We start from the raw sequence: 18,411 nt of genomic DNA on the forward strand, positions 1-18,411 counted from the left end.
GCACCTCTGGCTTTTTTTTGAGTTACCGTTTGCCAGGTCTGTTTATTGCATAACGGTCACTCTCCTTCCTTCTACTTTAAAGTGAATACTTCCGGTTAATTCCATGATTTTTAAGGCAGATCCTAAGTTTTTATAGCGCGATATCTTTCCGCCAAAACGCTGCGACGGATCGACGTTACCTGCATAGCTGACCTCTACATCATACCAGCGGGCCACTTTGCGCATAATGCTCTCCAGGCTTTCATTAAACTTGAAGTAGCCATTTTTCCACGATATCATATCTTCCAGGTCAACATCGCTGATTACTTTCAGGTCTGCATTACTAACCTGAGCCTGTTCGCCAGGTACCAGTATGCGTGCGCGGTCACCATCCGATATTTTTACCGATCCTTCCATCAGTGTGGTTTTCATCACCTGCTCATCATCATAGGCCATGATATCAAAATGAGTTCCCAGTACCTCTACAGTTTGCGTTTTGCTCATTACCCTGAAGGGCATCTTTTTATTATGGGCAATCTCAAAATAAGCTTCGCCGTTAAGTTTCACCTTGCGCTCATTACCTGCAAAAAAGGTTGGATAAGTAAGGCTGGAGCGGGCATTTAACCAAACTTTTGACTTGTCGGGTAAAATAACTTCCCATTGCCCGCCGGTAGGGGCCTCAATGGTGTTATACTCGGGGACTGAATTGCCGGAGGCTGTTCCGGCAGGTAATTCATAAACGATTTGCCCCTGGGCCTTTTTGTTGATCTTAACGCCGCTCTGCGTCGCAATCTCACCATCAGCAGAGTCCGTAAGCATGATCTTATGCCCATTTGCCAACGTAAGGACGGCTCTGTTACTGCCAGGTTTAATATCGCTTTTTTGAACCATCGCGTTATTTTGTACGGGTTTTGCAATGCGGTTATACATCAATGCGGCACCAGCTAACAGTAAAAGAACAGCAGCTGCAAATGGCTGCTTCCAAAAAGGCCTCTTTTTTATGATCGGGATTGCAGGTTGTCCGGCTATTTTTTGTTGAAGCTCGTCGAAGTGTTTATCCCGCAGCGTATCCCGGGATGCTTTAGCCATCATAATAACCGCTCTTCTGATATTTTCAATCTCCACCGCATCTTCAGGATGATCTGTCAGCCATTTGTTCCAATACCTGACGTCATTATCGTTCCGGCCGAAACAATAATTCAGAAAACTCTCCTGAGAGAGCAGATGCTTAAGGTCTTTATCTACCATTTGCGGCAAGCTTTGAACAATAGAGCAGCCGGGTGGAGATTTTTCCTATGCTTTATTGAAAAATAATGAAAAAAAGTACGGCCAGCAGAGAAATAGCTGTGACAAGTACATTTGCATTGTCTTGGCCTATTAGTTTTTTTAGTTTTTCGACCGAGTTATATACAGTGTTATAAGCGGTTTTTATAGATATATTGTTCAACTGAGCAATATTCTCATAAGTGTGGCCAAGAAAGAATTTTTGGTAAACGATTTTATTTTGGCTGTCAGACAGCTCGTTTATATAACCCTGCAAAATTTCAGTTACCTGTTTTTGAGTGGTTTGCTCAATATATTCAGCTTCAGCCGAAGGATATACCGGCATTTCGGGTAGGTCTTGCAGCTCAAGACTTTCTTCTGCACCAAAATGTGGTTTACGGAAAAGATTACGTATAAAAGCAGTTACAAGATAGTTATGATGATTGCGGATGTGCTGTAACCTTGCCCTATTTTCAAACACATACAGAAACAGGTCATTGATGCAGTCTTTTGCTTTATCAAGCGATGCCCCTTTTAAATTGCCCAAATAGATGAAGTAATCATGATAGTGGCAATAGAGTTTATAAAAATCGTCCTCACATCCTTCCATAATGAAAGTGTCCCAATGCATTCTCAAAGCTATACCGGACTTTCCGTAACTGAACATCACCTCTGAATTGGGGGGTAGCAATTCGCGGACAAAATTGGGTGCTGATTATGCATTCTTAGTTTAGCCAATATTATCAATTTGTTAAACTCAACAATAATTGCTCTCTTTTTTCAACCGAACACTCCTGTAACAGCATTACGTATTGACTGTCCCTTCAGTTATTAATATGCCCGCTATAGATAAAAGCAGGCCATGCAACCAACAAACGCGTTAATGAAATAAAGTCATTAATTTTTCCTTGGATAGGTAAATAGTCGTTCGGGTTATTTCAGTGATTTCGGGTATTTGAGTATTGGGAGAGACGTCACCTTGGATTTAACTAAAATGTAATTCGAAAAATGTAAAATCTGGCCAATTCCAAGTTTAAATATATGAATGCCTAAACAGTTGTAATTGAACTATTTCCTAAGGTATATAGGGAGCGTGAGTGCATATAGGCATCTGTAACCTTGTAAAAGCTATTCTTAAATATTGGATAGTTGTATTATTACATGAAATTGTCATATTATATAATATTAATCGTTAATTAACATTTTGCCATAAATATATTTTGAAAGTTAAAATATTATTTCATAGTTTCGGCCTAAACTTAAACCTCAATGTCGCAATTAGATCAACTCACCAACATGGATTGTCAGCTCTGTGCTGACTGTAGCCATCGAAAAAAAAGTATTCACACTGACCGTTACCAGTGGGTCTGTATGCTTATCGTTACTCGTATTATAGTCTATTATTAACATTAGCCAAGCTACTGCAAGGCCAAATTAATATTAATACGTCATCCAGATTCTTTATTGCTGATAGCGGCTCCGCATTATTTATAAAAATAAGGGGTAAGCGATTGTAATTTCCTGTGATTCAATCGGCTATAGGTTTGCTGGAGACGAATAATCTCTTGGTTTTACTTTCAAATACATCTCCATGTTAAACCACAATCCTGATGCTCCGGTACATCTGCCGATATCAGAATACCAGAAAAGATATTTTTTAGAATGGGCGTTAGCACCCAATGATAATACTTATAATGTATCGCTTGTCAACAAAATAACGGGTAGCTTCAATGAGGAGTTATTTAAACAGGCCTGTAAATATTTCGTAGAGCAAAACGAGGCAATGCACGCCCGGTATTCAGATGACGGGGCACATTCTTTTTATGGAAATTATGCAATTAATGATTTCTATTATAAAAAGGCTTTAAATATGACAGCGTCTGCAGAGTCGCAGATTAGAGAAATATTGGATGCGCCTTTTGATCTTACAAAGGATGTTTTACTGCGGCTTGTCTTATTAGTACCGGATGAACCTCATAAAGACAGTTACTTTATTATTGTTGCCCATCATATTATCGGCGACGCCATATCTGCATTACAGATTTCCTCTCAGATACAACAACATTATAACTCTTTAATAAAAGGAGAACCAGTTTGTTCGGCCCCTGATAAAACATTTTCAGGAGCTGTCATTGCAGAGCAAAAAATCCTTACCAATGATTATAAGATAAGCGCGCAAAAATACTGGTTGAATTTCATAGGTGAATTACCATTGAATATTACTTTACCTTACCGTTCTGGTGTTAACACTACTGATCTGGATAGCATACTGGGGGACAAATCCGGAGGGTTTATATTCTTCGCATTAAGTGAGGCTGAAACAACTGCACTAAAAGCCTATGCAAAACAGGAGAAGACCACAATATTTATAGTATTATCAGCTCTTTACGGGCTGGTATTATCCAAGTATAGCAACCAGGATAAGATTTTATTAAGCTATCCGGTAAATATGCGCCCAAGAGGATTTAACGACGTAACGGGCTGCTTTGTTAATAACCTTCCATTAAAGCTGGAATTTGATGAAGCTGACAGTTTATCGGAAATAATAGAAGTACTTGGGGAACAGCGCAGAACGGGAAAGGCTTACCAGGGCTACTCCCTTACAGATGTTATACATAACCAGAGGGTCTACAAAAATAGGGATACAAAAGCTTTTTTCAATGCTGGGATTACTCAGGCAAATCTGAATGCCTTTTCACTAAAACTGGATGGGGCTGAGGTTAACGCCGTGGAAATTTCGAACAGTGACAAGATTGTTCACGAAATGGGTTTGTTATATGATGATTATTCATCAGATATAATCAAATTCAAATTTGAATACCGGACGTTACTTTTTGAAAAAGAGCTTATCGAGCGCTTTATAGCTGCCTTTAAACGCTTACTCATTGAGGCTGTTAATGGTCAGGAAGTAAGCATTAAAAAAACAGCTTTACTAAGTGCCACGGAGTTAGAAGAGATAGTTTATAGCTGGAATTCAGGGGGACGTAATTATGCATTAGATGAGCCCTTGGGTAAAGTGTTTAGTGTCCGCGCTTTGGAGCAAAGGGAGGCGATAGCGCTGGTGTGTGAGGATCAGGAACTGACATACGGGGAACTGGACAGAATAAGCAGTTTGCTCGCGGGTCATATCCGGTCAGCGTATAAAAACAGAACCGGAGCAGAGCTAAGCTCAGGGAGCATTATCGGGCTTTACCTGGGGCGGAGCATGGAGCTGATCATCGGGATGCTGGCGATACTAAAGGCCGGGGGAGCTTACGTACCCATAGATATGAATTATCCTGAGGATAGGGTAAGGTATATTTTGTCAGACACGGGTGCGGCTTTGGTGTTGAGCCTGGAGCGGAATCTGGCAAATGGGACGATACACGTCCCGGCAGATAAATTGTTGCTGATAGATTATAATAATGAGCTGTATCAGGGAGAAGATACATTTGATCTGCCTGTACAAAATACAGGCAGAGACCTGGCTTATGTGATCTATACGTCAGGAACAACGGGGAATCCCAAAGGGGTGATGATCGAGCAGCGCTCGGTGATGAACTATGTGTATAATGTAGGGGAAGTGCTGGATCCGGAGATCAGGAATGTTGATTTTTCGACGAATATAACATTTGATCTGACGGTAACGACAACGATCTGCGCGTTGCTGCTGGGCAAGAAGATATTTATTTACCCAGGGGATCTTCGGGATACGGAAGCTTACGCGAGTCATCTGGTGAGTAACAGGATTGATTTTTTAAAGGGAACGCCATCTTTTTTGGTGAACCTTCCTGCGTCACATTTTACAACCCATAAGATCAGGCAAGCCTTTATAGGAGGGGAGAAGCTGAGCGATACCCATCTGGGCCACTTGTTAAAATATATAAACGACCCGGTTGATGAGTACGGTCCTACGGAAACTACGGTAGGAGCAACGATTCAGCATAAGGGCTCGGGGGACAATAAAGGTATAGGGAAGGCATATCATAATTACCGGCTGTATGTATTATCAGCTGATGGTCAGCCGGTACCGGTTGGAGTTTGGGGGGAGCTTTATATCGGAGGAGCAGGAGTGGCGCGTGGTTACCTGAACCAGGCGACACTAACGGCAGAACGCTTTATAGCGAACCGGTTTGCAAGCCCTGCAGATCGGGGAAAGGGCTATGACCGGCTTTACCGCACGGGAGATGTGGTGAGGTGGCAGCTGGACGGTAGCCTGGAGTATCGGGGCCGGAATGACGATCAGGTAAAGATCCGTGGATACAGGGTAGAGCTTGGGGAAGTAGAACAAGCGCTTTCCAGGGTACCGGGTGTTGGTCAATGCTGTGTATTATACCGGGAACGTGAAACGGATTCAGGAAGAGTGGGCTATCTGGTAGGCTATTACGTACCGGAAGGTGCGGGCGGGGTATCCGAAGAAACGATCACCGGCTATTTGCTGGGCGTGTTACCGGATTATATGGTTCCATCGACGTATGTGGTACTGGATTCGATGCCTTTAACGGGTAACGGAAAGCTTGATAAACGCGCGCTTCCCGAACCGCTCATAAATCAGATCTCATCAAGGTACGTAGCGCCGACTAATCAAATTGAAGCCAAATTATGTACGATATGGCAACAGGTGCTCGGCATTGAGCATGTAGGTATTACCGATGAGTTTTTCAGGATCGGAGGTGATTCCATCTTAAGTATCCAAGCCTCTGGCAAAATCCGTAAAGCAGGTTTTGAATGCCAGGTGAGAGATATTTTTGAATGTAAAACAGTTAGCAATCTTGCAGAGCGCCTGCGCGGAAAAAGCAAATCAGATTCAATCATAACCGAACAGGGTTTATTAACAGGCACCCTTGATCTTTTGCCCATTCAGAAATGGTTTTTGGAAAAAGCGGAAAACGCTGTTTTTTCACAGCCCAATCACTGGAACCAAAGCTTCCTTATTAAAGTTCCTGCACTTGATCTGACCCGGCTGGATCTGGCAGTTAAGCAACTATCCGCATATCACGATGTAATGCACAGCGCGTTTATCAAAGAATCTGAAGAGGGGCGGGTATTATGGAAGATGATTTATAAGGCCGATGCAGATGTGAATGCATTGAAGGTACTCAATGTACACAATCTTTCGGATGCGGAAATACAGCAAGAACTAACAGCCTGGCAAAGTCACTTTGATCTGGAAAGCGGTAGTTTATTTCAGGCTGGTTATCTCTATGGGTATGAGGATGGAAGTGCAAGAATATTTTTTGCACTTCACCACATGATTGTGGACACGGTTAGCTGGCGGATTTTACTGGAGGATATCAAAGCATTGTATGAAGGTGAGGTATTACCACCAAAAGGTTCCAGCTACAGGCAATGGACTATGGCAAGTAAGTCCTACCCGCTGCAACATGTACAGGAGGCTGAATGGTGGAGCAAACAGCTAACCGATGATTCTGTACAATATCCGGAAGCTACAGAAGCAACAGTCATCGACTTTGAGCTGAACAGGTCTGTTACGGCTTCGCTGGTTCAAAATGCATCAAATGCTTATCGTACCGAAATTAATGATCTTTTGTTAACGGCTTTGTGTTATGCATTAAAAGAAATTAACGCGGCGGATATACAGGCTATTTTGTTAGAAGGTCACGGGCGCGAACCTATAGACGTTTCACTTGATGTAAGCCGTACTGTAGGTTGGTTTACAACGATGTTTCCGGTTAAGTTGGAATTACAGGAAAGTATTGGGGAAACCATTGTTAATATCAAAGAAATCATTCGTCAAATACCCGCTAAAGGATTTGGATTTGGTTGCTTTGCTACATCTACCGGCAGCGGCTTCACCTATGATCAGCTTCCTATGGTCAGCTTCAATTACCTAGGGCAGTTAGGCAATTCTGATGATGAATGGCAAATTATTCCGGTTAATAGTGGAGTTAACATCCATCCGGATAATCAAGATCACACACTGATTAATATTAATGGTGCGGTTACTGACGGGCAGTTATCGTTTAGGGTTGTAACAAAGTTAGGGCTCCGGGAAACTACGAAACTGGCCGCTTGCTTTAAAGAGCAGTTGATGCGAGTAGAAAATCATTGTGCGGCGAAACTGGCAGAGAGTGGAAGCAGTTATACTCCCAGCGATTTTACTACAGTAAATATTAGCCAGCCATTACTAAGCCGGCTGGATAGTGCTGCTAAAACTATCAAGAATGAAATAACGCATATTTTCCCCGCGAATAGTTTGCAGCAAGGATTTATCTATCATGCTTTGAGCCAGCCGGAGGATGATGCTTACAGGGTACAACTACTTTTGGATTATAGACAATCTCTTGACATCAATGCTTATATAAGCGCCTGGAACTATTCTATAGCACGGTATCCTATACTGCGTACGGCCTTTAACTGGGAGGAAGATATCATACAGGTAATCTACAAGTATGGTAAAGTAGATTATCAGATTCATGATATTAGTCATTTGGCTACTTCTGACGAAAAGGAAGCAGCGATAAACGCTATCCAGGTAGCTGACAGAAGACAAGGTTTTGATTTGTCCAAACCCACGCTGTTCAGGCTCCATATCATTAAACAATCCCCAGACTATTATACAGTTATCAAAAGCGAGCACCATAGCATTTCTGACGGCTGGAGTGGCATAGTTACACTCACGAGCGTACATGAATACTATGATGCGTTAATGGCTGATAAGTTTATTGTAGTAAAAGAGGATTCGGCATATATTAAAGCGCAGGAGTATATTCTTGCGCATAAGCACCAGATCCTTCCATATTGGAAGGAGTTGCTTGCCGATACAGATGAGCCCAACGATATAAGTTCATTACTAAGCAATGCTCCTGCCGGATTCCAGCACACACAAGTGGCGCTTCCCGCAGAAAATCTGCTCGAAGTATCCGGTGATTTATATAGAACGCTTAAAGTCTTTTGTCATGAGCATGGTATTACGCTAAATGTACTGGTGCAATTTGCCTGGCATAAGTTATTACAGCAATTTTCGGGCAGGACTAAAAGCATCGTGGGCGTAACCCTATCGGGGCGGGACTTGCCCATAGATAATATCCAGGATAGTGTAGGCTTATACATTAATACTTTGCCGGTGGTTGTTGACTGGGCTAATGATGAATTGATTATAAGCCAGCTACATCGGTTACAGCAACAGGTTACATCGGCTAACACACATAGTTTTGCAGATTTATCATCGTTGCAGAAAGACGGTGAACGTTTATTTCATAGTTTATTTATATACGAAAATTATCCCCCGGCAAAGAATGCCGAAAATTATAAGGTTAGCCTCAGAAAATCTATTGAAAAAGTTGATTATCCACTAAGCGTAATTGCGTACGAACAAGCCGATGCATTATTTATAAAGTTGGTTTACGATAGTAAATATCTTCATCAAATTAAGGCCGGGCAGTACTTAAGCAGGATGGAAGATATCCTTCGTCAGGTTACGGAAGATTGCACCAGGCCACACCAGGCCATTTCTTTACTGAGTGCCTCCGAGTTAGAAGAGATAGTTTATACTTGGAATTCAGGGGAGCGGGATTATGCATTAGATGAGCCCTTGGGTAAAGTGTTTAGTGCCCACGCTTTGGAGCAGGGGAAGGCGATAGCGCTGGTGTATGAGGATCAGGAACTGACATACGGGGAACTGGACAGAATAAGCAGTTTGCTCGCCGGTCATATCCGGTCAGCGTATAAAAACAGAACCGGAGCAGAGCTAAGCTCAGGGAGCATTATCGGGCTTTACCTGGGGCGGAGCATGGAGCTGATCATCGGGATGCTGGCGATACTAAAGGCCGGGGGAGCTTACGTACCCATAGATATGAATTATCCTGAGGATAGGGTAAGGTATATTTTGTCAGACACGGGTGCGGCTTTGGTGTTGAGCCTGGAGCGGAATCTGGCAAATGGGACGATACACGTCCCGGCAGATAAATTGTTGCTGATAGATTATAATAATGAGCTGTATCAGGGAGAAGATACATTTGATCTGCCTGTACAAAATACAGGCAGAGACCTGGCTTATGTGATCTATACGTCAGGAACAACGGGGAATCCCAAAGGGGTGATGATCGAGCAGCGCTCGGTGATGAACTATGTGTATAATGTAGGGGAAGTGCTGGATCCGGAGATCAGGAATGTTGATTTTTCGACGAATATAACATTTGATCTGACGGTAACGACAACGATCTGCGCGTTGCTGCTGGGCAAGAAGATATTTATTTACCCAGGGGATCTTCGGGATACGGAAGCTTACGCGAGTCATCTGGTGAGTAACAGGATTGATTTTTTAAAGGGAACGCCATCTTTTTTGGTGAACCTTCCTGCGTCACATTTTACAACCCATAAGATCAGGCAAGCCTTTATAGGAGGGGAGAAGCTGAGCGATACCCATCTGGGCCACTTGTTAAAATATATAAACGACCCGGTTGATGAGTACGGTCCTACGGAAACTACGGTAGGAGCAACGATTCAGCATAAGGGCTCGGGGGACAATAAAGGTATAGGGAAGGCATATCATAATTACCGGCTGTATGTATTATCAGCTGATGGTCAGCCGGTACCGGTTGGAGTTTGGGGGGAGCTTTATATCGGAGGAGCAGGAGTGGCGCGTGGTTACCTGAACCAGGCGACACTAACGGCAGAACGCTTTATAGCGAACCGGTTTGCAAGCCCTGCAGATCGGGGAAAGGGCTATGACCGGCTTTACCGCACGGGAGATGTGGTGAGGTGGCAGCTGGACGGTAGCCTGGAGTATCGGGGCCGGAATGACGATCAGGTAAAGATCCGTGGATACAGGGTAGAGCTTGGGGAAGTAGAACAAGCGCTTTCCAGGGTACCGGGTGTTGGTCAATGCTGTGTATTATACCGGGAACGTGAAACGGATTCAGGAAGAGTGGGCTATCTGGTAGGCTATTACGTACCGGAAGGTGCGGGCGGGGTATCCGAAGAAACGATCACCGGCTATTTGCTGGGCGTGTTACCGGATTATATGGTTCCATCGACGTATGTGGCGCTGGATTCGATGCCTTTAACGGGCAACGGAAAGCTTGATAAACGCGCGCTTCCCGAACCGCTGATAAACGAAGGACATACCTATTCAAGGCCGGTCACAGCACTTGAGATATCGGTGTGCCAGGTTTATGCATTGGTATTAGGATTGGCTGTGGATCAGGTAAGTACGCAACAAAACTTCTTCAAAATGGGAGGGAATTCAATTTTGAGTATTCAACTTAAAATTAAACTGAACCAATTGGAAGAATTTAAACATATCACGATTGCCGACCTTTACAGGTATAACACAGTTGATAAACTTATACAGAGCATAAAAAAAGATACTCAACCCGAATATAAGCTCAGACCATTGCAGGTTGAAGCGCGTCACCATGAAATCGCGATCATAGGTGTATCTGGTGCCTTTAGCGGGGCTGAAAATGTTGAGGAGCTTTGGCAATTGATCGCCAATCAGGAAGAAGGCATTCGTTTCTATAGCAAGGAAGAATGCAGCCGGTTGGGAGTTAATGCTTCCATGATAGACGATCCTCATTATATCCCGGTAGCCGGAAAAGTCAATGATATAGACCTTTTCGATCCCACATTCTGGGAGATGTCTGTAAGTGAAGCCAAACAGCTGGACCCGCAGATTCGTAAATTCGTAGAACATTGCTGGTATTCGCTTGAGTCGGCAGGTTATGCTCAAAGCCGGAAGCAATTGAACATCGGGGTTTTTGCCGGAAGCGAGGCCAGCATTTATTTCTATGATCACGTTTATCGGGGAGAGATGGCAGATCAGATCAATGTTTGGGAAGCCGCGGCATCAAATATTAATGCTATAGCAACTAAAACCGCCTATCTGCTCGGTTTATCAGGTCCCGCAAATTCTATCAATACCGCTTGTTCAACAGGCCTGGTATCTGTTGTTGAGGCTTGCGAAAAGTTACGCCTTGGAGTATGTGATATGGCGCTGGCAGGTGGTGTTTCCTTGTTATTGCCTGATCAGGTGGGGTATATTTATCAGGATGGCATGATTTTATCCAAAGACGGGCACTGCAGAACGTTTGACCGGGAAGCTTCAGGCACAACAGGAGGCTCCGGTGTTGCCGTAGTATTGCTGAAGCGACTTGAAAATGCAATAGCAGACGGGGATAACATACTTGGTGTAATTAAAGGCTATGCCACAAATAACGACGGAGATCGCAAAACCGGATATACGGCCCCTTCGGTAATTGGGCAAAGTGAGTGTATTATTAATGCACAGCTTATGGCTGATGTTAAATCGGGGGATATTGACTATGTAGAGTGTCATGGTACAGGTACACACATCGGAGACCCGATAGAGGTCCAGGCTCTTAGAGATGCATTCAGGCATAATTTAGGAAATAAAGAGCATAATGGACATAAGACAATATTGGGTGCAGTTAAGGCTAATATTGGGCATACTGACTCAGCCGCAGGAACCGCGGGCTTGATCAAAGTAGTTACCATGTTACAGCGTCAGGTGATTCCCGGTCAGGTAAATTACGAACACCCAAATGATGAGTTTCAATTAGAGCAAACTGATTTCGAGATCATTAAGCAGAACAGAGCCTGGCCCGCCCGACCAGACAGGCAGCGTATGGCCGGGGTAAGTTCGTTCGGAATCGGCGGTACCAATGCTCACGTTATAGTGGGCGATTATATCAATGAACCTAATCATGCTGAAAAAACAGCGTTTGATGATTTCCGGTACGTAATTTCATTTTCTGCAAAAAACAGGAAATCACTGGTACATTATCAGCAATTAATGCTGCAATATTTAACACAACAGAAAAGCCGGGCTGATATTCGCGATATTGCTTTTACCTTACAAGAGCGCAGAGAAAGCTTTAATTATAGGAGCGCCTGCAGCGCAAGCAGCATAGAGGAATTGCTTGCTGCCCTGGAACAGGGCTTAACTGATCAACAGACGTTTTCAGGTAAACAAAACAATATTGTTTTTATGTTTCCTGGGCAGGGTTCTCAATATGTTCAAATGGCCCGCCCGCTTTATGACAATGAGCAAGGGTTTCGAGAAATAGTTGATCATTGTATTGCAATAGCTGACAAATACACACAGGCCAGCCTGCGTAAAATCATTTATCCGGGAGAGGAGCGTACCTATAATAATATCAATGAAACACAGTGGACGCAAATTTCTTTATTTATCATTGAATACGCGCTGGCAAAATATTTAGAGCATCTGGGCGTTTCGCCGGATGCTTATATCGGGCATAGTATTGGCGAGTACGTTGCGGCAACACTTTCAGGTGTGTTTTCACTGGAGGATGCTATAAAAGTAGTTATTGCCAGGGGCCGGCTTATGCAGAAAATGCAGCCGGGTGATATGTTAGCCGTAAAATCGTCATTTGAATTTATTAATGTAATTGCCAGAGAATATGATTGTGAGATCGCGGTTATCAATTCGGCCGAAGATATTGTATTGTCTGGGGAGAACCATGCCATAGCCGCTCTTAAGGCAACATTAGACAAACAGGCAATACCTAATACCGTATTGAATACCTCGCATGCCTATCATTCAAAAATGATGGATCAGGCGGCAAGCGAATTTGAAGGTGTTTTCCGGAATGTGAGGCTGAATAAGCCAGTCAGGAATTTTATTTCGAATTTAAGCGGGAAAATTGCCGGAGTTGAGGTGACTACGGTTTCTTATTGGTGCCAACAGCTTAGAAATACGGTGGCATTTGCGTCCGGAATAGAAACCTTAGGGAAATATTTCAATCATCAGGTTACTTTCGTAGAGGTAGGACCTGGTAAAAACCTAAGTTCATTTGTAAATAGTTACCGTAAGCTGGGAGATCATCTTTCCGTAAATACGGTAAGTATGTTGTTATCAGCAAAGGAATTTAATGAAATGACAGGTACCTCAAGGGAGGTAAGATTTAAAGAAGACATTAAAGCAAAACTTTGGAGCAGTGGTATAATTGCATTATCCAACGATCCGGCTCTGTTTGTGGACGCGAAGGTTCAGCAAGAATTACCATGTTATCAATTTGATCGTCAACGATGCTGGTTAGAGAAGAAAAAGCCACAGACCGCGGCGGATGAATTAAAACTCCTGCCTGAAGAAGGCTGGTTAAGCGCACCGGTTTGGTCATCGATAGAAAATCTTCGACTATCTTCAGGATCCGTTAAGCCTGTGTATGGCAACACACTGATTTTTCTAAGACAAGATCAGCTTGGTCTGTTTGATTTTTCCGTTTTGTCTGCAAATACCTATTTGGTCATTTTTGATACGCTGCAATGGGACATCGATGATATGGATACAGGCGGCTTGGTGAAGATCAATCCTATTAACGAAGAGCATTTTATACAACTTGCCAGCTACCTGAAAGCACAACGATTAACATTTGATGCAATCATCCATCTTTCTTCGATTAATAACACGGAAAATGATCTTGACGTACAATTATACAATAGCTTTTATTCGCTGTTTTTAATTAAGCAGCATTTATTAAAAAGCAACGCTGTTGAGCATTTATTGGTTTTGACCAATGGCTTATCACAGATTACCGGAGCGGAAATGATTTCACCGGCTAATGGAATGCTGGTTGGCGCCGTCAGAAATATAAATCATGAGTTATTAAATATTGATGCCAGGATAATTGACGTTGGTTCAAATCTGGAAAACATGCTATCTTATATAGCATTACTGGTAAAAAAACAAAGCTACCATAAATCAGAAAGCGTGCTGGCAATACAATATGGTAAATTGTGGCAGGAGGTATTGCAGCCTGTAAGTGAGGTAGAACAGAGTAAGACTTTTAATGATGACGATGTGATTCTGATCACAGGAGGAACAGGGGGGCTCGCTTTATCTATCGCTTCTGTTTTGTCAAGGCAGCATCGTCTGAAGTTTGTTCTGGTCAGCAGGAGTGGGATAAGCCAGAGCCCATCATCTGCATATGACATCGAAAAGACCAGGCTGATAGAAGAAATAATTGCAAACGGTTGTACGGTGGATATAGCATGTGCGGATATTTCTGACCTGGACAAGGTGGCATCAATACTCCATAAAGTAACCAATACACTTGGCAATATAGCCGGGATCATACACACTGCAGGAGTATCTCCCTTAAAAGTCCAGGAATATAACCTCGTAAATGTACAGGAGGCGTTTAAGGCCAAAGTATATGGAATAAACAATCTACTTAGCCTTCTGGCAAAAAATCCACCGCGTTTCGTAGCGGCAGCTTCATCCCTGGCCAGTGTTGTGGGCGATATTAACCGAATAGAATATTGCGCCGCTAACAGTTATCTTGATTATCTGGCTGCCGATAGAAAAAGCTATCCTCAAACAAATTTCTACTCGTTTAACTGGCCTGGCCTATCCGACGTGGGAATGATAATGGAGCAGTTACCATCCGTGCCTGAAAATTCAAGACCGCTTGGCAGGATTGAAGAGGCTTTACAAAAAAATACGCTTAAAGGAGCGGAAGCCGGGACGCTGTTTTATAAACTAATTAATCAGGCGGCGCATAACCAGATAGCAATTTCAAAACTGAATATCGGTACCTTAAAAGACAAACTATTTAAACAACAAAAGTCTGATCATCATATTACGCAGGTAACCTTGCTGGAACCTGAATATGAACAGGAAGAATATCTCATTGCCCAATTGTTTGGAGAAATATTGGGTGTAACACAGCTTTCATTAAACGATGACTTCTTCAGGCTGGGCGGAAATTCTATTCTGGCCATAAGACTATCGCATCTGTTGAATAAAACATTGTCTTGTGAAATTTCTCCTGCTGATTTATTCAGGTTAAAAACAGTACATAATTTATATACATCATTTTTTGCAAAAAAGGCAAACATTAAAGGTAAAGAAATTGGCATATGAATATTGACCAACTGATAATTGATTTCAAAAACAATAACTCCATGCTTTGGGTGGAAGAAGACATGGTGCGGTTATTTATTGCCGATGAGTTTGAAGAAAGTGATAAATGTGTGGAATTGATAAAGCAAAACAAACCACTGATACGAGCACATTTAGCATTTAATAAAATATTTTCAAGAGAAGACTTTCAGAGAAAGACAATATTTAGCCATGATTGCAAAGAATCCATTTTGTCTTTTGCTCAGGCCAGACTCTGGTTTATTGAGCTTTATGAGGGGGGAACCAATGCTTATCACATACCCACTATCATTGAACTGGCCGAAGATTGCAGTATTAACGGGATTAAGTATGCTTTAAGTCAAATTGTGCGGAGGCATGAAATACTTAGAAGCACGATCAAACACGATGATGAAAATGGATCAGGTATACAGGTAGTGCATGAAACTCCTTTGGTGATCGAAACGATTAATGTTGATACTGAAGAGGATTTTCATTCCAGGTTACGTGCCAATATAAACCGGCCATTCGATTTAAGTAATGAATATCCGATATCCGCTAAATTGTTTCAAATCCCTGTTCATGAAGGTTCTCCATCGTACAGAACGATATTAATGATCAACATCCACCATATCGCGGGCGATGGATGGTCAGAAGCAGTCTTTCAGAAAGAATTACAGATTTATTATGAGGCGTATATTAATGAGCGGCCGAATTTTAGCTTGCCTCCATTGGATATACAGTATAAAGATTATGCCATATGGCAAAGGGCATATCTTAGCGGGGATGTTCTGGATAAACATTTGAAGTACTGGAAAAGCAAGCTGGCAGAATATCAGTCTCTGACATTGCAGACAGATTTTTCGAGACCCGCGGTAGTTAATTATCATGGAGTGCGTAAAACATTTGCTTTGTCTGAAGAACTTAGCGGAAAAGTAAAAGCCCTGGCAGTTCGTTATGGGGTTACTTTGAATAGTGTTTTATTGAGCAGCGTTAATATATTACTTAGCAAGTATACGGGCCAGCATGATATTTTAACCGGTAGCCCTAATGCAAACAGAAATTATAGCCAAACGGAAGGGCTCATTGGGTTTTTTGTAAATACCCTGGTGAACAGAACGGTATTGAATAATTCGCAGGGCTTTGACGCCCTTTTGCAGCAGGTACATCAGGAACAGGTGGAAGCGCAACAATATCAGGAACTTCCGTTTGAGATGCTGGTAAACGAACTGGGTGTAGAGCGTGACCCGTCCAGGCACCCGATCTTTCAGGTCATATTCAGCGTTCAGGGTTTTAATAGCCACCAGTCTGATGCTGATATATCCAAACAGCATTTTAAGCCGGTTTATGCGGCTGATGCATATCCCATTGAAACCTTTGATTTATCTATAGTTTTTGATGATAGCGGACAGAAAATTGCAGGACGAATTGGATATGCCACTTCTTTATTCAATCACCATACTATCGATCAGTTGATTAGTCATTATCAACATCTGCTTGAACAGTTGCTCGCTGATCCAGTAAGTCCCTATAGTGAGGTTAATTTGCTGACTACAGAGGAGTATGATAAGATCATATACAAAAATAATATCGGGGGAAAATCTGCAGTACAATATAAGACCATCAATCAATTGTTTGAAGAGCAGGTGATGGCAGTGCCGGATGCTATTGCCGTAGTTTACCGGCAACAGCGCCTTACTTATCAGGAACTTAATGAAAAGAGTGATCGGCTTGCGCGATACATCAGAACAAAGTATGCCGAAATAAGCGGAGCTGAGCTTAAATCCGATGACCTTATTGCGCTTTATCTGGATAGGAATATAGAAATGGTTGTAGGTATTTTGGCGGTGCTTAAGGCGGGTGGCGCTTATGTTCCTATTGATATTAACTATCCGCAGGACAGAGTGGATTATATGCTGGATGACAGTGGTGCAAAGCTTATACTCAGTCAGGCTCATCTATCTGAGGCCTATGCATCCTTACCTCTTGAAAAAATATTACAGATAGATTTTTCCGAAGAGTTTTACAATCTGGAAGAGCGCGCCACTCATTCATCGCTTAATAACCCATCGGGGCTTGCTTATATCATCTATACATCAGGAACCACCGGTAAGCCTAAAGGCGTTATGGTAGAACATAACCAGGTGGCAAGCTTTGTAGCCGGTAATAATTTCATTGATTACGAACAGGTAAAAGTGGTGGCCAGCATATCCAATTATGCCTTTGACGGAAGCATATTCGATATATTTTTTCCGTTATGTAACGGGAAGAGCCTCGCCATTGTAAACAATGACTATTTACTTGATCCCCGAAAGCTGGATGAACAGCTCCAGTTGTATAATGTAGATACCATTTTTGTTACTACGGCACTTTTCAATACGATGGTGCAAACAGAATTTCAGTCGTTAGGTAGTTTAAAACAGCTATTATTTGGTGGGGAAATATGTAATAGGGAGATTGTAAATAAATTTAAAAAACGGTATCAGAATACTTCTCTTGTACATGTGTACGGGCCTACCGAAAATATAGTGTATTCTACCTATTGTAAACTGAAAGACTATAACACGGATAATACAGTGCCTATTGGGCTTCGTCTCGCTGATAAATATACCTATATCCTGGATGAGCGATTATATCCGGTTCCTGTAGGAGTTGCAGGTGAATTATATATCGGAGGACCCGGCGTAGCCCGCGGCTATTTTAATCGTTCTGAGCTAACTGCAGCCCGTTTTGTAGTTAACCCTTTTATTGTTGAGGGGGATGAGGCTAACGGAAATATGAGGATGTACAAAACCGGTGATCTGGCACGTTGGTTACCGGATGGGAATATCGAATTTTTAGGGCGTAATGATGATCAGGTAAAAATAAGAGGCTATCGGATAGAACTTGGAGAAATAGAGCAGGTATTATTAACCTTGCCCGGTATAGACCAGTGCTGTGTTGTTGTTAAAGTACGAAAATCAGGTATAAATCATACGAATTACCTTGTTGCTTATTACGTTTCCACAGAGGGGATTGTTTTGCCGGCAGCGGACGAAATTAAAGTTCAATTATCGATGCGCATGCCGTCTTACATGATTCCAGCTGTATTGATGGAACTGCCCTCACTGCCCTTAACCTTAAATGGTAAAATTGATAAACGTGCTTTGCCCGAACCCGATATGAGGAGCGAAGCCGTGGAATATGTGGCGCCCAAAAATGATAAAGAGTCCACTTTATGCCAGTTGTGGCAAGAGGTATTAGGCCTGGATCGTATAGGCATTACGGATGAATTTTTCAGACTGGGGGGAAATTCGATCCTGGCGATCCAGTTGTCGCAC

At 42.6% G+C, this 18,411-nt stretch carries 4 protein-coding genes; 2 read left to right on the plus strand and 2 right to left on the minus strand.

The features are described 5' to 3' along the window. Nucleotides 1-42: 42 nt before the first annotated feature. Together AAGC65_RS06720 and AAGC65_RS06725 are read right to left on the minus strand one after the other, a co-directional pair. On the minus strand, nt 43-1,227 hold the full coding sequence (locus tag AAGC65_RS06720; protein WP_343111656.1) for a FecR family protein: 1,185 nt from the start codon (nt 1,225-1,227) through the stop codon (nt 43-45). 52 nt (nt 1,228-1,279) lie between these two features. Then, complete coding sequence (locus AAGC65_RS06725; protein ID WP_343111657.1) at nt 1,280-1,852, minus strand: sigma-70 family RNA polymerase sigma factor; 573 nt, start codon at nt 1,850-1,852, stop codon at nt 1,280-1,282. A gap of 981 nt (nt 1,853-2,833) precedes the next feature. Between AAGC65_RS06725 and AAGC65_RS06730 the strand changes: the two genes are divergently transcribed. Both AAGC65_RS06730 and AAGC65_RS06735 read left to right on the plus strand, forming a co-directional pair. Beyond that, complete coding sequence (locus AAGC65_RS06730) at nt 2,834-15,094, plus strand: non-ribosomal peptide synthetase/type I polyketide synthase (RefSeq protein WP_343111658.1); 12,261 nt, start codon at nt 2,834-2,836, stop codon at nt 15,092-15,094. After that, on the plus strand, nt 15,091-18,411 hold a 3,321-nt coding region (locus AAGC65_RS06735), incomplete at its 3' end, for an amino acid adenylation domain-containing protein (RefSeq protein ID WP_343111659.1). The genes AAGC65_RS06730 and AAGC65_RS06735, both read left to right, overlap by 4 nt.

The sequence above is a fragment of the Mucilaginibacter sp. genome, assembly GCF_039207105.1.
Lineage (GTDB): Bacteria > Bacteroidota > Bacteroidia > Sphingobacteriales > Sphingobacteriaceae > Mucilaginibacter.

What these genes read in the sequence shown, in the direction of transcription:
- AAGC65_RS06720 (WP_343111656.1), bottom strand. Translation starts at nt 1,227, where the DNA reads ATGGTAGATAAAGACCTTAAGCATCTGCTCTCTCAGGAGAGTTTTCTG.
- AAGC65_RS06725 (WP_343111657.1), bottom strand. Translation starts at nt 1,852, where the DNA reads ATGGAAGGATGTGAGGACGATTTTTATAAACTCTATTGCCACTATCAT.
- AAGC65_RS06730 (WP_343111658.1), top strand. Translation starts at nt 2,834, where the DNA reads ATGTTAAACCACAATCCTGATGCTCCGGTACATCTGCCGATATCAGAA.